The sequence below is a fragment of the Streptomyces sp. NPDC048484 genome, from assembly GCF_040651415.1.
Classification (GTDB): Bacteria; Actinomycetota; Actinomycetes; order Streptomycetales; family Streptomycetaceae; genus Streptomyces.
Window position 1 is genome coordinate 1 of record NZ_JBEZJY010000016.1, and the last position, 18,344, is coordinate 18,344.

Here is an 18,344-nt window from a genome sequence, read left to right on the forward strand (position 1 = left end):
GTCCGGCGTTTGAGGACGAGCGCGTTCAGCGCGATTGCGGGGGTCTGGGGGCGCAGCCCCCAGGTACGGGACGGGAAGGGGCGGCGGGGGCGAGAATGCCCCGCATGGACATCGTGATCAGACGGGCGAAGCCCGGGGAGTACGCGGCGCTGGGCGAGATCACCGCACAGGCCTACCTCGGGGACGGGCTGCTCGACTTCGGGGAGAGTGACGAGTACCTGGATGAGTTGCGGGATGCGGCGAAGCGGGCCGCCGCAGCCGAGGTGCTGGTGGCCGTGGCGGGCGACCGAGTTCTCGGCGGTGTGACCTTCGTGCCGTCCGGCGGGCCCATGGCCGACATCGCGCGCGACGGCGAGGCCGAGATACGGATGCTGGCGGTCGCCAAGGAGACCCGCGGCCGTGGCGTGGGCACCTCCCTCGTACGCGCCTGCGTCGACCGCGCCCGGGCCACGGCCGGCTGCACGGGCATCACGCTGTCCACCCAGCGCACCATGCACAGCGCCCACCGCATCTACGAGCACCTCGGCTTCACCCGCACCCCGGCCCGGGACTGGAGCCCCGTCCCGCACCTGGACGACATCAGGCTCCTCACCTACGAGTTGACGCTCTGACACGCTCCGCTACACCGTCCAGGGCCGACACGACACAACATGTGGGGGTGCTTCCGGAGCCCGACACAAGATGTATGCTCATGCTCGCTGTCGTCGCAGGGGAATCCGGTGCGAATCCGGAACTGTCCCGCAACGGTGTACTTGTACGCGTATGTCTGCATGCCCGCATGCCCCCATACCGTCGTACGGGAGTCAGTCCGAGGACCTGCTGACAGCGCACCCAGGCCGTCCGGCCCGGGTGCATGACGTCCGGGCCTCGTGGAGTGGGCCGGTGGACGCGGAGCAGCGCTGCGCAGAGCATGTGCCCCCGTGTGCCCCGACCCCCTCTCCCCGCAGGCCCCGTGCCGAGCGAGGGAGAGCCCCACGTGACCATCGCGCCAGCCGATCCGGTCTCCGCGACAGCGACAGCGACCCGGGACCAGCAGGACAGGGCCGAGGCCGACGGACCGGGAACCGCGTTGCTGCGGATCCTGACCGACTTCACCGCCGATCTCCCCGGCACCGAGCCCGGCCGGGTCGCCGCCGCCGCGCTGCGCGGCCGGTCCGCCGTCGGGGCCGACGGGATCACCGCGGAGCTGCGCGAGCTCGCCACGGAGGCGGCCGCGGGTCTCATCTCCGAGGACCCCGTGTACTCGAAGCTGGCCGCCCGCCTGCTGACCGTCGGCATCGCCGAAGAGGCCGCCTCGCAGGGCGTGCGCTCCTTCTCCGAGTCGGTCGCCGTCGGCCACCGCGAGGGCCTGATCGCCGACCGCACGGCCGAGTTCGTAGGCCTTCACGCGGCCCGTCTCGACGCGCTGATCGACGCCTCTTCCGCCGAGGGCGCCGACGACCGCTTCGGTTACTTCGGCCTGCGCACCCTGCACAGCCGGTACCTGCTGCGGCACCCGATCACACGGTCCGTCATCGAGACACCCCAGCACTTCATGCTGCGAGTGGCGAGCGGCCTCGCCGAGAACGACACGACCGGCGCGGTCGACGAAGTGGCCTCCCTGTACCGGCTGATGAGCCGCCTCGACTACCTGCCCTCCTCCCCCACACTCTTCAACTCCGGTACGCGCCACCCCCAGATGTCGTCCTGCTACCTCCTCGACTCCCCGCTGGACGAGCTGGACTCCATCTACGACCGCTACCACCAGGTGGCCCGCCTCTCGAAACACGCGGGCGGTATCGGCCTCTCGTACTCCCGGATCCGCTCGCGCGGTTCGCTGATCCGCGGCACGAACGGGCACTCGAACGGCATCGTCCCGTTCCTGAAGACCCTCGACGCCTCGGTGGCCGCGGTGAACCAGGGCGGCCGGCGCAAGGGCGCGGCCGCGGTCTACCTGGAGACCTGGCACTCCGACATCGAGGAGTTCCTGGAGCTGCGCGACAACACCGGTGAGGACGCCCGGCGTACGCACAACCTGAACCTCGCGCACTGGATCCCGGACGAGTTCATGCGCCGGGTGAACGAGAACCGCGACTGGTCGCTGTTCTCACCCTCGGACGTGCCCGACCTGGTCGACCTGTGGGGCGAGGAGTTCGACGCCGCGTACCGCAAGGCGGAGGAGCAGGGGCTCGCGAAGAAGACCATCCCGGCCCGTGACCTGTACGGCCGCATGATGCGTACCCTCGCGCAGACCGGCAACGGCTGGATGACCTTCAAGGACGCCGCCAACCGCACGGCCAACCAGACGGCGCTGCCCGGCCACACGGTCCACTCCTCGAACCTCTGCACAGAGATCCTGGAGGTCACGGACGACGGCGAGACCGCGGTCTGCAACCTCGGGTCGGTCAACCTGGGCGCCTTCGTGGACGCGGACGCGCAGGACATCGACTGGGAGCGGCTGGACGCGACCGTCCGTACCGCCGTCACCTTCCTCGACCGGGTCGTCGACATCAACTTCTACCCGACCGAGCAGGCGGGCCGCTCCAACACCAGGTGGCGTCCGGTGGGCCTGGGCGCGATGGGTCTGCAGGACGTCTTCTTCAAGCTGCGGCTGCCGTTCGACTCCCCGCAGGCGCGCGCCCTCTCGACCCGGATCGCCGAGCGCATCATGCTCGCCGCGTACGAGGCGTCCGCCGGCCTCGCCGAGCGCAGCGGCCCGCTGCCCGCCTGGGAGAAGACCCGTACGGCCCAGGGTGTGCTGCACCCGGACCACTACGACGTCGAGCTGAACTGGCCGGAGCGCTGGGCGGCCCTGCGGGAGCGGATCGCCGCCGTCGGCCTGCGCAACTCGCTGCTGCTCGCCATCGCCCCCACCGCCACCATCGCGTCCATCGCGGGCGTGTACGAGTGCATCGAGCCGCAGGTCTCCAACCTGTTCAAGCGCGAGACCCTGTCCGGCGAGTTCCTCCAGGTCAACGCCTACCTGGTGGCCGAGCTGAAGAAGCTCGGCGTGTGGGACGCGCAGACCCGGGAGGCGCTGCGCGAGTCGAACGGCTCGGTGCAGGGCTTCACCTGGGTACCGCAGGACGTACGCGATCTGTACCGCACGGCGTGGGAGATCCCGCAGCGCGGTCTGATCGACATGGCCGCCGCCCGGACCCCGTTCCTGGACCAGGCGCAGTCGCTGAACCTTTTCCTGGAGACGCCGACCATCGGCAAGCTCTCCTCGATGTACGCGTACGCCTGGAAGTCGGGCCTGAAGACGACGTACTACCTGCGCTCGCGCCCGGCGACACGCATCGCCCGTGCCGCGGGTTCCTCCTCGGCCGCGGGTTCCTCCTCGGCCGCGGGCGCCCCCATTCCCGTACAGGCGACTCCCGACGATGACGCCGTCGCCTGCTCCCTTGAGAACCCCGAGTCCTGCGAGGCCTGCCAGTAATGACCACCGCGCCCGACAAGAACGAGAAGACCGAGAAGGTCGAGAAGGTCGAGAAGGTCGAGAAGGTCGAGAAGAACCTTCTCGACCCCGGCTTCGAGCTGACCCTGCGTCCCATGCGCTACCCGGACTTCTACGAGCGATACCGGGACGCGATCAAGAACACCTGGACCGTCGAGGAGGTCGACCTCCACTCGGACGTCACCGACCTCGCGAAGCTGTCAGCGGGCGAGCAGCACATGATCGGCCGGCTGGTCGCGTTCTTCGCGACGGGCGACTCGATCGTGTCGAACAACCTGGTGCTGACGCTGTACAAGCACATCAACTCCCCCGAGGCGCGGCTGTATCTGAGCCGCCAGCTCTTCGAGGAGGCCGTGCACGTCCAGTTCTATCTGACGCTGCTCGACACGTATCTGCCCGACCCGGCGGACCGGGCGGGGGCCTTCGACGCCGTCGAGAGCATCCCGTCCATCCGTGAGAAGGCCGAGTTCTGCTTCAAGTGGATGGACTCGGTGGAGAAGCTGGACCGGCTGGAGACGAAGGCCGACCGCCGCCGCTTCCTGCTCAACCTCATCTGCTTCGCCGCGTGCATCGAGGGACTGTTCTTCTACGGGGCCTTCGCGTACGTCTACTGGTTCCGCAGCCGGGGCCTGCTGCACGGTCTGGCGACCGGCACCAACTGGGTGTTCCGTGACGAGAGCATGCACATGGCCTTCGCGTTCGAGGTGGTCGACACCGTCCGCAAGGAGGAGCCGGAGCTCTTCGACGACGAGCTCCGGCAGCAGGTCACCGACATGATGCGCGAGGCCGTCGAAGCCGAGCTGCAGTTCGGGCGTGACCTGTGCGGCGACGGCCTCCCCGGTATGAACACCGAATCGATGCGGCAGTACCTGGAGTGCGTCGCCGACCAGCGCCTGCAGCGCCTTGGCCTGGCCCCGGTGTACGGCTCCGAGAACCCCTTCTCGTTCATGGAGCTCCAGGGGGTTCAGGAGCTGACCAACTTCTTCGAGCGCCGGCCCTCGGCGTACCAGGTGGCGGTGGAGGGGACGGTCGACCTCGACGAGGACTTCTGACCCCGGGGGTTCCGAGAGGTCCGGACGGGGCCCTGCTCGGCCTCCCTGAGCTGACGGTCGATGCGCCGGTCGCGCACGATGCCGATCACCGACGGGAGGACGAGCAGGACCAGGATTCCGAGGACGAAGAGCATTCCGATCAGGCCTTCCAGCTGTGTTGTGTTCATGGACACCACTCTCGCGCCGAACACTCCTTACCGTGAGTGGCAGGACTGCCGTAGACCCTCGATTTCCTGCCAGATCGGGTGCACACTGGGCAGCATGCTGACCAACGTGGCCGCCGTCCTGCTGAACGGCGCGCATCCCTTCGAACTCGGCGTGGTCTGCGAGGTGTTCGGCCTCGACCGCAGTGACGAGGGGCTGCCGGTGTACGACTTCGCGGTCGCCTCGGCCGAGGGGCCGAACCTCGAAACGCATGTCCCGGGGCTCACCGTCTCCACCCCGTACGGCCTCGACCGGCTGGAGGAGGCCGACCTGATCGTCGTGCCCGCCGGGAGCGACTACATGGGGCGCACCTACCCGCCCGAACTGCTCGACGCCCTCGTCCGGGGCGCCGACCGCGGCGCCAAGGTGCTCAGCGTCTGCTCCGGGGTCTTCGTACTGGGGGCGGCCGGGCTGCTCGACGGCCGGCGCTGCGCGGTCCACTGGCGGCACGCCGAAACGCTGGCCACACGCCATCCGCTCGCGAAGGTCGAACCGGACGTGCTGTACGTGGACGAGGACCCGGTGATCACCTCGGCGGGTACCGCCTCCGGCATCGACGCCTGCCTGCACATCGTCCGCAAGGAACAGGGCCCCGAGGTCGCCAACAGCATCGCGCGCCGCATGGTCGTGCCTCCGCACCGCGACGGCGGACAGGCCCAGTACATCGAGCGGCCGTTGCCGCGCTCCCAGTGCGACACGGTCGGCGAGGTGCTCGTCTGGATGGAGCGTCACCTCAGCGAGGAGGTGACCGTCGAACAGCTCGCCGCCCGCGCACACATGTCCCCGCGCACCTTCGCCCGCCGTTTCCAGCAGGAGACGGGGACGACCCCGTACCGCTGGGTTCTGCGTCAACGGGTTCTGCTGGCCCAGGAGTTGCTGGAGGGCACGGACGGGACGATGGACTTCATCGCAGACCGCACGGGGTTCGGGACCGCGGCCGCGCTGCGCCACCAGTTCGTTCGCGCGCTGGGGACGACCCCGCACGCGTATCGGCGCACGTTCAGGGGTTCGCAGGCCGCCTGAACGTGCGCCGCGCGGTCACCGCGGCACGGCCCTCAGCAGCAGCCGGTGCGGCCGCAGCGTGATCCCGACCCGCGTCGCGTCGTTCGACTCGGTCACCTGTTCGAGGCGCCAGCGCGAGGCCACCGCCGCCGTGACAAGGCCGAGCTGGGCCATCGAGAAGTGGTCGCTCGGACACTTCCGGTTGCCCACACTGAACGGGCTCATCGCGTACTTCGGCACGTCCTTGGCGCGTTCCGGAAGCCAGCGATCGGGGTCGAACTCCAGGTTCCCGTCGTAGGAACGCGCATCGCGCTGGATCGCGTACGGACTGTAGACGATGTCGGCCCCGGCCGGAATGCGATACCCGCCGAGTGTGGTTTCGGTCACCGCCCTGCGCGTCAATATCCATACGGCGGGACGCAGCCGCATGGCTTCGACGACAACATTGTTCGTGTGGGACAGCTTGCGCACATCCGCGAATGCGACAGGTCGGTCACCCGCGACGGATTCAACCTCTTCGCGTACACGGTCCGCGTGTTCCGGATGTTCAGCCAGGACCTGCAGGAGCCACATGATCGTGGAAGCGACGGTTTCACTGCCGGGGGTGAGGATCGCGACCACCTGGTCGTGGATCTCCTGTTCCCCGATGGGCTCGCCATTCTCGTCCTTCGCTGCCAGCAATGCTGTCAGCAAATCGTCCGGATTCTGACCGGATGCGCGGCGTTCGGCCACGATCTCGTCGACCAGGGAGTGTAAATCGGCCAACGCTCGGTCGAATTTACGATTGGCCGGAAGCGGAAGCCGGTAGAGCGGTCCCGCCGGAATCACCATACGGCGGTACATGCCCCGGAACACGGTGGCGAGCGCGATGCTCAGCCGCTCGGCCCGCTCGTCCATGAAGTCGCCGCGCAGCAGGCAGCGGGCGGCGATGCGGACGGCGACCCGGAACGACTCCGCGGTGCAGTCGACCGTCTCGCCCGGCCGCCAGCGATCCGCGAGGGCGTGCGCCTCCTCCTCCATGATCGGCCCGTACTCGGGGATGACGTCCAACCGGAACGCGGGCTGGATCGTCCGCCGCTGGCGCCGGTGCCGCGGCCCGTTGGCGGTCGCCACTCCCTCCTTGCCGAGCAGGCCTTCGAGGGACTCCCACAGAGGTCCGTCGATCTTGAAGTCGGGGCTCAGCGCCAGCTCCCCGGTGAGGGCCGGCGCGGTGACCGCGTACACCGTCTTGGGGCCCAGCTTCAGCCGGACGACGTCGCCCTCGTCGCGCAGCCGGCCGAGGAAGCCCAGCGGGTCGCGGACCAGTTTCAGGCCGTGTCCGAGGCCGGGGACGCCGCCCCCGGCGAGGGGCGGGATGATCGGTTCTGCCACTTGGTGTGCAGCGGACCGCACAGACTCGACGGTCATTTCTCACCTGCCGCTTCGTTGTTGACGTACGGGGGTGTGGAGCGGTCGTCCCAGCTGTCGACCATGTACCGGCCCGACTCGTGGTGGAACCAGTACACGGAACTGAACCAGTTCCGCATATTGAACAGACACGTCCGCACGGCAGCGGCCAATTCGGCGCCCCGTGTGGACCCGTCATCGATCCTTTCCACGTACCTCAATACCTCCTTTTCGGCGTCGAGGAATTCGGTGATGCATTCCTCGACCCGTCGCCTCAATTCGTTGACCGACTCCTCTAGTCGCATTCCCTCGTGATGAATGAGACTGATGCCGAGATTGTGCACCTCGTCGCCCGCGATTTCCTTGGGGAGCGAACACAGATCGTTGTACCAGGCGGCGAAATCCTGGCACAGCAGAGCGGCCCGCCGGTACGCGGCGTTCTCCCGCACCGTGGCCGGCAGTTCGTACCCCGCGCTCGGCTCCAGCAGGTCGAGCCAGATCCAGTGCGCGAAAGTCATCCGGCGCAGTTCAAGGTATTCCTCGACGGTCGGGACAACGCCCGACGTACGGTTGAGGAATTCCCGGTCGTATGCCTCGATGACGGCGTGGAAATGGTCGGCGAACCGTGCGTTCCACCCCTCGCCCAGGAACGAGTACAGCCGCACCATGGTGTCCGCGAACCCCGCGACCAGCGGATCCGGGTGGTGCAGATGCTCCTTCGGTGAGTCGAGGGCCGCGTGCAGCAGGATTTTGAGCCGCTGCCAGGCCGCCGGCCTGCCGTGGATGACGTCACGGTCGTGACGGTCGTCCCAGACGAAGAACCACGCGCTGTAGTCCGCTATCGCCTGGAGGACCTCGTCGGGCGCGCCGATGTAGTAGCCCGCCATGAGGTCGGTGTAGCAAAGCCCGTCGGCATATGCCTCAACTGTGGCTGCCGACATGAGGCGCATTTCCAGGAGCCAGGCCCTGGTCTTTCCCTGGAGCTTCGGCCAATACGGATGGAGTTGACGGGGAAACTCGGTCTCGATCACCGGGAGAGAGAGCGCCGGTGGGACGAGGGCCGAGGTGTACGTCGTTGTGGTGCTCTGTGAGAAAGCAGGCACGAACAAGCCCCTCTCAGCCGCCTGTTGACGACACGCCCTCCCGCTGTGCTGGACGTGCGCCGTTGCGTATCCCCGCACTTCCTATTCAGCACCACAACTGACCGTTCTGGGAATGGAGTTGCTTCACTCACTGGCCCATGACGCCGAGAATCTCCCCCTGCGTGACTGAATATGGACCATTAAAAGCGCACAAAGGATCGAACATGCGACGCGCAGACGAACGGCGCCTGGTCGGAAGGGGTTCCGACCAGGCGCCGTGGGTCCGGGACACTCGGGTCCCGGTTGTCGTTCTCTGTCTCATTCGTTCGCCGTCCCGGTCGGACGCTGCCCGAGTCGGACACCGTCCCAGTCGGACGCTGTGTCAGTCGTTCGCGACGACGGGGTACCGCGGTTCGTTCTCGGCCATCTGCCGCAGCGCGTCCTTACGCTCACGCTTGGAGAGCCGGTCGATGTAGAGGTACCCGTACAGGTGGTCCGTCTCGTGCTGGAGGCAGCGCGCGAAGTAACCGGTGCCGCGCACCTTGACCGGGTTGCCCTTCTCGTCCTGTCCGGTGACCTCGGCGTAGTCGGGGCGGGCCAGCGACGCGTACGCGGTCGGCACCGAGAGGCAGCCCTCGTTGCTCTCGTCCAGCTGACGCCGCTCGGCGGGCAGTTCCACGAGGACGGGGTTGCAGATCACTCCCGTGTGCCGCTTGCCGTCGTCGTCCGGACAGTCGTAGACGAAAACCTTCAGGTCGACGCCGACCTGGTTGGCGGCCAGGCCCACACCCTCGGCGGTGTGCTGGCTGGCGAACATGTCGTCGACCAGCCGGGCGAGGTCGTCACCGAACTCCGTGACGTCCCTGCACTCCTTGTGCAGCACCGGATTCCCGACGACCGTGATGGGCCGGGATGTCCCGCGCTCACGGTAGGCCGCCTCGCGCTCCTCCGGGTTCTCGGTGTCGATGACGAAACCCTCGTCGTCCACGGGGAGCACGCCCACGTGCTGCTGATCGGTGTCCTGCTGCGCCATGACCGACGTATGCCTTCCTCGGAAAAACGGGGGTAGCGATGCGAATACAGGGTACGGGGCGCGCTACGGCGGAAGCCGCCCGGTCTGGAACCGCCCGCCGACGAGCTGCCTGTCGAGGAACCGCACCGCAGGACGCTCCTACAGGGCGCTCCTGCAGGGGCGTTCCTTCAGGGACACTCCATCAGGGGCGTTCCCGCAGGGGCGTTCCCCCAGGGGCGCTCCTTCAGATGCACTCCACCAGGGATGTTCCCGCGGGGGCGCTCCTTCAGGGGCGCGGGGTCCCAGCCCTCAACAGACCTCTTCGAGATCCCGCCAGGCCCGGGAGTCAGGACTGTCGGCAACCCACCCGTCCAGCAGCCCCCGCACCAGCGAGGCAGGGGCCGCGAGCCCGCACTCGCGCTCGGGCACCCAGAGCTGCCCGTCCGTACGGTGACCGAGCGGCCCGGGATGTCCGGGCTCACTGTGGTCGTGCGGGTCGAGATGCTCGCCGTCGCCCTCGTCGGACGGCATCCGCGACTCGGAGCACATCCGGCAGAGCAGCCGTACGGATGACGACCAGTCCTCGGCGGCGAAACCCGCGTCGGCGGCGAGCCGCTCCAGGGCGTCCCTGTCGTCCTCGGTCTCCGCCTCCAGGAGCACGACCCAGGTGGGCACCGGTGAGGGCGCCCACAGCTCGATCTCGTCGAACACGGGATAAGCGTGCCCCGCGGCGGTCGTCCGCTCCCCGTGAGGCACGCCGTCGTGCAGCACGACCTCGCCCCAGCGCCGTCCGGAGGACGGCAGCGGGATGGAGAGGACCTCGATACGGGCGGGGTCGAGCCGCCGCCCCCACACGACCTCGGCCTCGCCCTCGGGCGACAGCCGTACGGCCGCGCTGCCGAGATCCATGCCCACCGGCTCCCCGGACGCGGCGGGACCCAGGCCGGCCTTGGGCCGGGAGGGACCGCCGGGCACCCGCAGGCCGTACGCCTGCCAGGCCCGCCGTGCCAGCGGCCAGTCCTGCAGGGCGGTCGCCGCGATCCCCACGTTCCACCAGTCGGGGGCTCCGGTCTCCCGGTCGAGCAGCGCCACGGCCCGCAGACCGGCCGCCCGCGCCTGCTCCCAGTCGTGCCGGAACTTGTGCAGCAGCGCGAGGTTGAACCAGGACTCGGACAGCCAGGGTTCCAGGTCCGCCGCACGCGTCAGCAGCGCCCCCGCGTCCTCGTACCGGCCGTCGCCGATCAGTGTGAAGGCACGGTCGGTGGCCTGCCGCCATGAGGCGGAGGGCCGGTGCCGTCCCTTGCCGAAGATCCTCACGATTCCCGCCTGCCAGTTCGTTGAAGAGCGTGCAGCCTCGGGCTGGACTGTGCCCCCTGATGTCCTCTTCCTCGCATCCAACCACGGACGGTCCGAAGGGCGCTCATTACCCATGGGTTACCCAACCAGGGGCAAGGTAAGACCGTCTCCCACCAGCACCCTGGCCAGCAACTCGACGACCTCGGGCTGGTGGTCGCGCGGTGCCCGGCCGCAGTTCCTCCAGCCCCTTCAGGGCCCACCCGGACTCGCTTCCCCGGGCTTTCTCCTCGTACGCGTTCACAGCTCACACGATTCTGGCGCCGACCGGCTGTTCGCGGTACCGGGCCGCCTGCCGTTCCACCACGACGGCGACCTCGGCTTCCAGTCCCGGGCCGCACACCACGGCGCCGCCCAGCAGGGCGATGCGCCGCTGGTCGTCGGGGGCCAGAGCGGCTGCCGCGGGGACGTACGGTCCGATTCGCTCACCGGGCCGACGGGATCAGATTCGCCCGTTCGAGTGAGCAGCGCGTACGTGCGGGGGCATGCGCCCGCACGTACGAGGGCATGCGCTCCGTTGCGGCCGGACGCTTGTACGGGGTCGCATGTACGGGGTCGTACGGGGTCGTACGGGAGCGCGGGCCCGCTTTCGGAAGGCCGGGATGCGGTCGCCCGGCACGCATTACCGGCTGACGGTTCGATGCGCCACTCAGAGCACCGCTCAGTGCGCCACGTCGGCCGCGAGCGCCTGGCTCAGTCGCTCCACCGTGGCGGGCGACTCCCGCTGGAACGCGGCGAGGTCGAGGCCGTCGTCCCCCATCACGGTCAGCAGCGCCCGGTCGCCGACGGCCAGCACGATGACGTGCCCGGAGCCGCACCTCGCCACCACTTCGCGCAGCGCGCCGACGCCGGTCTGGTCGGCCATCCGGCGACTCACACCCAGAGTGGCGGCGGCGAGCGCGGCGACGGACTCGGCGTGGGAGGAGTCCGTGTCGGCGACGACGAGAAGCCCGTCCGCCGTGGACAGAACACTCTCGGACACCCCCATCACCCGGTCGCGCAGAGAGGTCAGGATCTCGGTGAGGGGGTTGGGCGGCGACGTGTCGCTCATGGCGCTCCTTGCTGCGTGCGCTGCGTGCGCGGGTGGTCGTGGGGCGGAGGGAGCAGCGTCAGTCGGGTCCCGGGAGTGCTCCCAGGCCCCGGCGGACTCGGCGCAGCATGTCGATCGAGGGCTGATCGGCGGCCAGTTGCTCGGGCGACAGCATGGGCAGGGCGAAGGGCTGGGCCCCGCCGGATTCGCCCGTGGTGCCCCGGTCGGCCCCGGTCTGCGACCCCTCGGAGGACGTGGGCGCGCCCCGCACGGGCAGCGGCGGCGGCCTGCGGGCCGCCGAGGCCCCGGACACCGCGGACGCCGAGCGCCGACCGTCCGTTTCCCGGTCCGCCCCCGACCCGGCGTCCAGCCCTGCCTCGCCGTCCGGACCTGGTCCTACGTCTGGCCCTGGTCCGCCGTCCGACCCAGGAGCGGCGTCCAACCCTGCCCCGCCGTCCGGCCGTAGTCCGGCGTCGGGCCCTGGTCCGCCGTCCGGTCCCGGGCGGTGGGACGGTTCCGGTGTGGCGCCGGGTGCCGGTGTGGTGTCCGGTCCCCCTGCCCGACGTTTCGCGGTCCGCCGGGAATCGGCGCCCGTGCCGCGTCGAAGACGTTTCGCCGCCCGACGTCTGCTTGAACTCACAAGCCCCCGTGCCCCCCGTTAGTTCCTGTGGTTCCCGCAGGAAAAGCGTCGCTTCCCTCAGCGGGCCCCCGCCTCGGCGGGCTCTCCCGCGCCTGGGGGTCCCCCGGCCGCGAGGCCCCGCCGGGCGTACGCCTCGGCAGCGGCGCGGCCTTCGCACCCGACGCGGTCGACGCGGTCGATGCGGCCCTCGTAGGCGGCGCGTCCGGGGCGCCGCGTCCGGGCAGTACCCGCGGCGCGGTGCTCGGCCGGCCCTCGGACGCCCCGCCCGCCTCCCACCGGATGAGCTCCTGGGCCTCCAGCCGGGTCAGGTCCAGCATGATCGCGTACAGCCCGCGTCCGAGCGTGAAGGCCATGTCCCGGGCGGTACGCCGCCCATTGACGGTGCTCAGTACGGACCGGTGCCGCTCCGACAGACCGCGGCGCAGCCCGGCATCCGGAACCGGCGCGGGCCGCACCCGGGCGAGTTCACCCGGCGCTCCCCACGGACCGGAGAGCCGCATGATGCGCCGCGTGGTCTCCTCGGTCAGCCGCCGGGGCTCCACACCGGGGCCCGCGAGCAGGGTGGGCTCCGGGTCGCCCAGCGTCCAGCCACCGGGCGGGCTGATCGCCATGGCGAAGGCCGCGTCGAACACGGCCGCGGTGCACACGATCTCCAGTTCGGCGGCGCCGATCAGGCCGGCGGCGACCAGATGCCCGCCCAGCCGGTCCGTGTCGCGCTCCGCCGCACAGGCGGCCAGCCAGGTCTCGTCGTCGATGCGGCCCGGCGTGAGCAGCACCGATGTGGCGGTCGGCGCGCCCGGCGTCTCGACCGCGCCGATCAGTCCGCCCCTCAGGTGAATCGTTCCTCCTGGGGAACCGGAGACCCTCACGGTGCCGCTGTGGCCGTCTTCGTACAAGCTCTGCAGGAGCGCGGGCAGATTGCGCGCCTCGGCCGCCGTCATGCGAGCACCTCGGCGGCCCGGTCGCCCAGACTCCGCGTGGCGAGCGCCAGGTTGGCCCGCTCCCGGTCCATGCCCGCCGTCAGCAACAGTGGGTCGCCGGTCGGCCGGCCGACGGCGAGCAGCACCTGATGGCGCCGCGTGCTGGTCATGATCACGCTCTCCAACTCCCCCTCGGCGCCCGCCCGCCCCAGCCGTTCGGCGATGAGGGCCGCGAGTTCGGCGCACTCCTCGCCGTCTCCGGCCTCGTCGGCGTCACCGGCCACTCCGTAGGTGAGACCGGTGACCGCGTCGACCAGGGCGACGCCGGTGATCCCGGGGGAGTCCAGGAACCGGGCCAGAGAGGCGTCAACAGCCGTCGTCATTTCCCCGTTCCCCCTTCACATCTTGACGTCGCACACTACTTTGAGCTTCAACTTACTCAACAGGCGTCATATTTTGTATTTTGTGACGCACTACTCGCTTGCGTTTGATCGTAGTTGTAGGAGCGACAACCAGGCGGCGTCACCGAAGAATTGGGGCAGCATGAACATCGAGACCGCGCTCAAGGAAGCCATGTCCGTGGAGGGTGCCATCGGCGTCTCCCTCGTCGACTACGAGAGCGGCATGGCGCTCGGCACACTCGGCGGCGGGCCGACGCTCGACCTGGAACTCGCGTCGGCGGGCAACACCGAGGTGGTGCGCGCGAAGATGCGGACGCTCTCCTCGCTGGCCATGGACGACACCATCGAAGACATCCTGATCACGCTGGGCAAGCAGTACCACCTGATACGCCCGCTCACCGCCAGTGGCGGAACGCTCTTCCTGTACCTCGCGCTCGACCGGGGCCGCAGCAACCTGGCGCTGGCCCGCCACAGCCTGAAGAGGATCGAGAGCACACTGGACATCTGACGCCACGCCCAGGAGCCGGACCGGCTGAACCGGTCCGGCGTCGGGTGCTCCGGTGCTGTCGGATGCTCCGGTGCTGTCAGGTGCTCCGGTAGCGGCTTCTCAGCTGTACCGGGAGGGGCTGCTCAGCCCTCGGCGGCAGCGCCACGGACATCCGTGGACGTGATCTCGTGTTCGGGCACGGCCTGGCCCGAGCGGATCAGATCGATGCGCCCCATGACCTTCGCGCGCAGGTCGGTCGGCACGTCGTCCTGACCGCAGCACCGCTTGACGAGCTTCTTCACGGCCTGCTCCAGGCCGTACTTCTCAAGGCACGGGGAGCACTCCTCGAAGTGCACCTCGAACTTGGTGCAGTCGGCATCGGGCATCTCGTGGTCGAGGAACTCGTAGAGATGATCGAGTACTTCACTGCAGTCCGTCTCGTGCGGCTCTCCGCAGCTCATGAGCCCGAGCCTTTCGTTCCGTCCGACTCTCCGGCGCCCGCCGGGACCAGGCCGCGGTCCTTGGCGTAGTCCTCCAGCATGCCGCGCAACTGACGACGGCCCCTGTGGAGACGGGACATCACCGTACCGATGGGTGTCCCCATGATGTCCGCGATCTCCTTGTACGCAAAGCCCTCGACGTCCGCGAGATAGACGGCGATGCGGAATTCCTCGGGGATCGCCTGCAGCGCCGACTTGACGTCCGAGTCGGGCAGGTGGTCGAGCGCCTGCGACTCGGCGGAGCGCAGACCGGTCGACATGTGCGACTCGGCACGCGCCAGCTGCCAGTCCTCGATCTCCTCGGCGGCGGACCGCTGAGGCTCGCGCTGCTTCTTGCGGTACGAGTTGATGAAGGTGTTGGTGAGGATCCTGTACAGCCACGCCTTGAGGTTGGTGCCCTCACGGAACTGGTGGAAGGACGCGTACGCCTTCGCGTACGTCTCCTGCACCAGGTCCTCGGCGTCGGCCGGGTTCCGCGTCATGCGCAGCGCGGCCGAGTACATCTGGTCGAGGAACTCCAGCGCGTCCCGCTCGAAACGCACGTTGCGCTCGGCTGCCGACTCGCTGCTGCCCGTGTTCTCGGGCTGCTCCGCCTGGCCGTTTTCGGTCCCTGCGTCGGTCCCTGTGACCGGACCCACCTCCTCCAGAGTCTGGGCAGGACCGAAACCGGCCCCACCTGAATCGGAGAATAGACGACCAGCGGTCACGGCGGCTTGCCGATTCTGTCCGCCCGCCACCCGAACAGGGGCGGTCTTCGCCGCGTGCAGCACCGACCACTCCAGGTCAGCGCTGCCGGTACGGCTCGGGCAGAAGGTCGAACCCATGCGGCGGACTTCCTCTCGTACGACTTCTCACACCACGCGTTCCGTGCTGTCTGATCCGCACAACAGTGGTCCGGGGCTCAACATTCCCTGGGTCACCCGAGTGACGAGGCCCACTTCAGGACGCCGTCGGTGATAATCGTCAGGGCTTGGTCCTGGTCGACCGGGGCGCGCTTCGGGACGGCGAACCCATGATCGCCGTACGGCACCTCGACCAGTTCGTACGAGCCCGGCGGGGTCTGTCGCGACAGTTCCTGCCGAAACCCGTGCCGAAACTCCTGCGGGAACTCCTCGGGGCGTCCGAACGGGTCATTGCCGCCCTGTACGACGAGCGTGGGTACCCCCGCGCCGAGCAGTTCGCCTGCGCGGGACTTCTCCGGCCTGCCCGGCGGGTGGAGCGGGAAGCTGAGCGCGAGGACGGCTCGGGCGCCCAACTCGGTGGCCGTGCGGCAGGCGACCCGGGCTCCGGCGCTGCGGCCACCGGCGATGACGGGGAGCCCCGGCTTCGCGAGCGCCGGCCACAGGCCCCGCCATCCCACGTCCAGCGTCTTGGGCGCGGGCGCCAGTTTCTTGCCCGCCACCCGCCAGGGCTGTTCGACGAGGGCCACGGTCACTCCGTGCGCGGGCAGTACGGCGGCGAGGGCCCGCAGGTCGCGCGCCTCGATCCCACCACCCGCGCCATGGCTGACGGCCAGTACCAGCCGAGCCGACCGCGCCTTCTTCTTCGCCCGGTGCCAGGTGACACGGGCCGTGCCCGCGTCGGTCTCGACCGACTCGACCGTCCCGGCCGTCCCGTTGATCTTCGTCACATGCTTCACCTCGTGCGTCACGTCAGAAGAGTGTGCCCTCCTCGGGCCCCTCCAGCTCCTTCAGCAGCTCCGGGCCGTTGTTGCGGACGTTGCTCACCGCCGTGGAGACGGGATACGCCCGCATCAGCCCCTCCGGCGGCGGCGCGAGCAGCGAACGCAGGTCCTCGACGTCCGTGCGGGCGGGGTCGAGCCAGGCGTCCCAGCGGTCCGGGGTGAGCATGAGCGGCATGCGGGGGTGGATGTCGGCGAGGGAGCGCGGGCCCTCCTCCGGCGCGACCGCGAGCGGAGAAATCTCCGCCTCCGTGGTGATGACGGAGCAGGTCACCCACCAGGCCCGCGGATGGTCGTCCGGCAGCGTCTTGTCCCGCCAGAACTCGTAGAGCCCGGCCATCGCGAAGACGGAGCCGTCGGCGGGGAGCACGAAGTACGGCTGCTTGCGGGGCCGCTTCTTCTTGCCCTCGACCTCCAGATCGCGCTCGCCCGTGCCGGTCACCCACTCGTAATAGCCGTCGGCGGGAATGACACAGCGCCGGGAGGTGAAGGCCCGCCGGTAGGAGGGCTTCTCGTGGACGGTCTCGGCGCGGGCGTTGATCATCCGGGCGCCGCCCTCGGGCGTCTTCGACCAGGAGGGGATCAGACCCCACTTGAGGCGGCGGAGCTGCCGAACCGGTTTGCCCGTGGCGGAGGAACCCGTAGAGGCGGCTTCCGCGTCCTTGAGAGGACGGTCCAGGACCGCGTAGACCTCCTTGGTCGGAGCCACGTTGAAATCGGGGTCCAGAGTCTCCTCCGGCTCCCACTTCTCGATCTCGAAGATTCCTGCGAGATCCTCGGGCCCACGACTCGCCGCATACCGTCCGCACATCTGGAAACACCCCTCCGACCTGCTAAAACGCCAGATCACGCCGCCTCAGTCAGCACCCGCCGGCACCCGCCGACGCCCGTCGATCCCCACCAGTCCCCGTCAACACAGGGCCGGACCGGGGCCGGGAGCCATCAGCTGGGGCAATTATCCACGACCGGAAATGGACCCGTTCTGCCTCGGTCTGCGCGACGGTGTGCTCACGGCGAAGATCGCCGCCCGCTTCCCGCGGAGCGAGGCGGCCGCCGCCATGGAACTGGCGGAGTCCTCCGGCCGCACCAACCTCGGCAAAATCATCCTCACACCCTGAGAGCCCGTGTCACATCCCTGACCGGGCACGTGGCGCTCGGGCTGGAGGCTCTCGAAACCCACCGGCCCTGCACCAGGCCGGTCCGCCTCGGGCCCTACACCAGACCTAAACCCATCGGCCCTACAGCGGACCGGGGCCCTCCGGCCTTACGTCCGGAAACCAGGGCCTTCGGACCTTACGCCCGGCCGGAGTTCACCGGGCCCGTCACCAGGCCGGCGAGCAGTTGGAGTCGCTCGGCGTCGGGGCCGCCCTCCTCTGCGGTGTAGACGATCAGCATCGGACCGGGGCCACCGGGCAGCGGGTACGCGTCCCAGTCCAGCTTCAGCTCCCCGACCAGCGGGTGCTTCACGCGCATCTGGCCGCGCGTCGTGCCCTCCACATCGTGCCGGGCCCACAGCGCGGCGAACTCGTCGCTGCGCACCGCGAGTTCACCGATCAGCCCCACGGCACGCGGATGCCCCGGGTCGGCGGCGACCTGTGTGCGCAGCATCGCGGTCAGCTCGGCGACGGTGGCCGCCCGGTTCGGGCAGGTCTGATCGGCCTCCGGGTGCAGCAGCAGCGACAGCAGGTTCCGTTCCTCCCGAGGGAGCCGGGTGAAGTCGCCCAACAGCGCCCCGGCCAGCGGGCTCCAGGCCAGCACGTCCAGGAAACGGCCGACGACCAGTGCGGGTGCGGGCATGGTGCTCAGCAGCCGCAGCGTGGTGGACGGCACCTCCTCCGGCGCGTGTTCACGCGGACGGCGGGCGGGTGTACGGGCCGCGGCGGCGAGGCCGTGCAGGTGCCGGGACTCCTCGACGGTGAAGTTGAGGGCGCGTGCGAGGGCGTCCAGGACCTGTTCTGAGGGGTGTACGTCCCGTCCCTGTTCCATGCGCTGGTAGTAGTCCGCGCTCACCCCTGCCAGCAGGGCCAGTTCCTCCCGCCGCAGCCCGGCGACGCGTCGCCTCGGGCCGGGCTCCAGCCCAACGTCCTGCGGGCGGACGCGAGTCCGGCGGGTCCGCAGGAACTCGGCGAGTTCACGCCGGGGGTCTTTCGTCACGTCG

20 protein-coding genes, 1 pseudogene and 1 riboswitch are annotated in these 18,344 nt (G+C 69.5%); of the genes and pseudogenes, 6 read left to right on the plus strand and 15 right to left on the minus strand.

What is annotated here, in order from left to right; genetic code table 11:
- Window positions 1–104: 104 nt before the first annotated feature.
- The 3 genes from AB0D14_RS17590 to AB0D14_RS17600 all read left to right on the plus strand — a co-directional run bounded on the left by AB0D14_RS17590 (window position 105) and on the right by AB0D14_RS17600 (window position 4,488).
- The gene (locus AB0D14_RS17590; protein ID WP_362779721.1) at window positions 105–611 is read left to right on the plus strand and encodes a GNAT family N-acetyltransferase; all 507 of its coding nucleotides are present in this window, start codon (window positions 105–107) and stop codon (window positions 609–611) included.
- A 57-nt stretch (window positions 612–668) separates the two neighbouring features.
- Window positions 669–839: riboswitch (cobalamin riboswitch) on the plus strand.
- A 137-nt stretch (window positions 840–976) separates the two neighbouring features.
- Window positions 977–3,418 (plus strand): ribonucleoside-diphosphate reductase subunit alpha, encoded by a 2,442-nt coding sequence (locus tag AB0D14_RS17595; protein ID WP_362779724.1) that lies wholly within the window; start codon window positions 977–979, stop codon window positions 3,416–3,418.
- A gap of 113 nt (window positions 3,419–3,531) precedes the next feature.
- The gene (locus AB0D14_RS17600) at window positions 3,532–4,488 is read left to right on the plus strand and encodes a ribonucleotide-diphosphate reductase subunit beta (protein ID WP_362780071.1); all 957 of its coding nucleotides are present in this window, start codon (window positions 3,532–3,534) and stop codon (window positions 4,486–4,488) included.
- On the opposite strand, the gene AB0D14_RS17605 is transcribed toward AB0D14_RS17600, so the two are convergent.
- Window positions 4,401–4,655 (minus strand): hypothetical protein, encoded by a 255-nt coding sequence (locus AB0D14_RS17605; protein WP_362779726.1) that lies wholly within the window; start codon window positions 4,653–4,655, stop codon window positions 4,401–4,403. The two genes, AB0D14_RS17600 and AB0D14_RS17605, sit on opposite strands and share 88 nt — an antisense overlap.
- 94 nt (window positions 4,656–4,749) lie before the next feature.
- Between AB0D14_RS17605 and AB0D14_RS17610 the strand changes: the two genes are divergently transcribed.
- Window positions 4,750–5,715, plus strand: a complete 966-nt coding sequence (locus AB0D14_RS17610) for a helix-turn-helix domain-containing protein (RefSeq protein WP_362779729.1) — start codon at window positions 4,750–4,752, stop codon at window positions 5,713–5,715.
- A 15-nt stretch (window positions 5,716–5,730) separates the two neighbouring features.
- On the opposite strand, the gene AB0D14_RS17615 is transcribed toward AB0D14_RS17610, so the two are convergent.
- The 9 genes and pseudogenes from AB0D14_RS17615 to AB0D14_RS17655 form a co-directional block, all read right to left on the minus strand.
- The gene (locus AB0D14_RS17615) at window positions 5,731–7,101 is read right to left on the minus strand and encodes a cytochrome P450 (RefSeq protein ID WP_362779732.1); all 1,371 of its coding nucleotides are present in this window, start codon (window positions 7,099–7,101) and stop codon (window positions 5,731–5,733) included.
- On the minus strand, window positions 7,098–8,183 hold the full coding sequence (gene cyc1 / locus AB0D14_RS17620; RefSeq protein WP_362779734.1) for an epi-isozizaene synthase: 1,086 nt from the start codon (window positions 8,181–8,183) through the stop codon (window positions 7,098–7,100). Before cyc1 ends, AB0D14_RS17615 begins: the two co-directional genes overlap by 4 nt.
- Window positions 8,184–8,544: 361 nt before the next feature.
- The gene (def, locus tag AB0D14_RS17625) at window positions 8,545–9,195 is read right to left on the minus strand and encodes a peptide deformylase (RefSeq protein ID WP_362779736.1); all 651 of its coding nucleotides are present in this window, start codon (window positions 9,193–9,195) and stop codon (window positions 8,545–8,547) included.
- A gap of 288 nt (window positions 9,196–9,483) precedes the next feature.
- Window positions 9,484–10,491 (minus strand): hypothetical protein, encoded by a 1,008-nt coding sequence (locus tag AB0D14_RS17630; RefSeq protein WP_362779738.1) that lies wholly within the window; start codon window positions 10,489–10,491, stop codon window positions 9,484–9,486.
- 117 nt (window positions 10,492–10,608) lie between these two features.
- A pseudogene (locus AB0D14_RS17635) lies at window positions 10,609–10,927 on the minus strand (metal-dependent phosphohydrolase); the annotation flags it as partial.
- A 261-nt stretch (window positions 10,928–11,188) separates the two neighbouring features.
- Window positions 11,189–11,578 (minus strand): roadblock/LC7 domain-containing protein, encoded by a 390-nt coding sequence (locus tag AB0D14_RS17640; RefSeq protein WP_362779741.1) that lies wholly within the window; start codon window positions 11,576–11,578, stop codon window positions 11,189–11,191.
- A gap of 58 nt (window positions 11,579–11,636) precedes the next feature.
- Window positions 11,637–11,870, minus strand: coding sequence for a hypothetical protein (locus AB0D14_RS17645; protein ID WP_362779743.1), 234 nt, complete (start codon window positions 11,868–11,870; stop codon window positions 11,637–11,639).
- A gap of 323 nt (window positions 11,871–12,193) precedes the next feature.
- Window positions 12,194–13,138, minus strand: a complete 945-nt coding sequence (locus tag AB0D14_RS17650; protein ID WP_362779746.1) for a hypothetical protein — start codon at window positions 13,136–13,138, stop codon at window positions 12,194–12,196.
- Window positions 13,135–13,500, minus strand: coding sequence for a hypothetical protein (locus AB0D14_RS17655; protein ID WP_362779749.1), 366 nt, complete (start codon window positions 13,498–13,500; stop codon window positions 13,135–13,137). Before AB0D14_RS17655 ends, AB0D14_RS17650 begins: the two co-directional genes overlap by 4 nt.
- Before the next feature lie 160 nt (window positions 13,501–13,660).
- On the opposite strand from AB0D14_RS17655, the gene AB0D14_RS17660 reads away from it, so the two are divergent.
- Window positions 13,661–14,026 carry a hypothetical protein gene (locus AB0D14_RS17660; protein ID WP_362779752.1) on the plus strand — a complete coding sequence of 122 codons (366 nt, stop codon included), beginning with the start codon at window positions 13,661–13,663 and terminating at the stop codon, window positions 14,024–14,026.
- 122 nt (window positions 14,027–14,148) lie between these two features.
- On the opposite strand, the gene rsrA is transcribed toward AB0D14_RS17660, so the two are convergent.
- The 4 genes from rsrA to AB0D14_RS17680 form a co-directional block, all read right to left on the minus strand.
- Complete coding sequence (gene rsrA, locus AB0D14_RS17665; RefSeq protein WP_362779755.1) at window positions 14,149–14,466, minus strand: mycothiol system anti-sigma-R factor; 318 nt, start codon at window positions 14,464–14,466, stop codon at window positions 14,149–14,151.
- On the minus strand, window positions 14,463–15,143 hold the full coding sequence (locus AB0D14_RS17670) for a sigma-70 family RNA polymerase sigma factor (protein ID WP_362779757.1): 681 nt from the start codon (window positions 15,141–15,143) through the stop codon (window positions 14,463–14,465). Before AB0D14_RS17670 ends, rsrA begins: the two co-directional genes overlap by 4 nt.
- Window positions 15,144–15,421: 278 nt before the next feature.
- On the minus strand, window positions 15,422–16,156 hold the full coding sequence (locus AB0D14_RS17675) for an alpha/beta family hydrolase (protein WP_362779759.1): 735 nt from the start codon (window positions 16,154–16,156) through the stop codon (window positions 15,422–15,424).
- 1 nt (window position 16,157) lies between these two features.
- On the minus strand, window positions 16,158–16,997 hold the full coding sequence (locus AB0D14_RS17680) for an SOS response-associated peptidase (protein WP_362779761.1): 840 nt from the start codon (window positions 16,995–16,997) through the stop codon (window positions 16,158–16,160).
- A 160-nt stretch (window positions 16,998–17,157) separates the two neighbouring features.
- Here AB0D14_RS17680 and AB0D14_RS17685 point away from each other — a divergent pair, with 160 nt between their 5' ends.
- Window positions 17,158–17,304, plus strand: a complete 147-nt coding sequence (locus tag AB0D14_RS17685; protein WP_362779763.1) for a hypothetical protein — start codon at window positions 17,158–17,160, stop codon at window positions 17,302–17,304.
- Window positions 17,305–17,479: 175 nt separating this feature from the next.
- Here AB0D14_RS17685 and AB0D14_RS17690 read toward each other — a convergent pair whose 3' ends face one another.
- Window positions 17,480–18,340, minus strand: a complete 861-nt coding sequence (locus AB0D14_RS17690; RefSeq protein WP_362780074.1) for a helix-turn-helix transcriptional regulator — start codon at window positions 18,338–18,340, stop codon at window positions 17,480–17,482.
- Window positions 18,341–18,344 lie beyond the last annotated feature (4 nt).

Coding starts and splice junctions, on each gene's coding strand:
- AB0D14_RS17590 (WP_362779721.1), top strand. CDS start 105: ATGGACATCGTGATCAGACGGGCGAAGCCCGGGGAGTACGCGGCGCTG.
- AB0D14_RS17600 (WP_362780071.1), top strand. CDS start 3,532: ATGCGCTACCCGGACTTCTACGAGCGATACCGGGACGCGATCAAGAAC.
- AB0D14_RS17605 (WP_362779726.1), bottom strand. CDS start 4,655: ATGAACACAACACAGCTGGAAGGCCTGATCGGAATGCTCTTCGTCCTC.
- AB0D14_RS17610 (WP_362779729.1), top strand. CDS start 4,750: ATGCTGACCAACGTGGCCGCCGTCCTGCTGAACGGCGCGCATCCCTTC.
- AB0D14_RS17615 (WP_362779732.1), bottom strand. CDS start 7,101: ATGACCGTCGAGTCTGTGCGGTCCGCTGCACACCAAGTGGCAGAACCG.
- def (WP_362779736.1), bottom strand. CDS start 9,195: ATGGCGCAGCAGGACACCGATCAGCAGCACGTGGGCGTGCTCCCCGTG.
- AB0D14_RS17640 (WP_362779741.1), bottom strand. CDS start 11,578: ATGAGCGACACGTCGCCGCCCAACCCCCTCACCGAGATCCTGACCTCT.
- AB0D14_RS17650 (WP_362779746.1), bottom strand. CDS start 13,138: ATGACGGCGGCCGAGGCGCGCAATCTGCCCGCGCTCCTGCAGAGCTTG.
- AB0D14_RS17655 (WP_362779749.1), bottom strand. CDS start 13,500: ATGACGACGGCTGTTGACGCCTCTCTGGCCCGGTTCCTGGACTCCCCC.
- AB0D14_RS17660 (WP_362779752.1), top strand. CDS start 13,661: ATGAACATCGAGACCGCGCTCAAGGAAGCCATGTCCGTGGAGGGTGCC.
- rsrA (WP_362779755.1), bottom strand. CDS start 14,466: ATGAGCTGCGGAGAGCCGCACGAGACGGACTGCAGTGAAGTACTCGAT.
- AB0D14_RS17680 (WP_362779761.1), bottom strand. CDS start 16,997: ATGTGCGGACGGTATGCGGCGAGTCGTGGGCCCGAGGATCTCGCAGGA.
- AB0D14_RS17685 (WP_362779763.1), top strand. CDS start 17,158: ATGGACCCGTTCTGCCTCGGTCTGCGCGACGGTGTGCTCACGGCGAAG.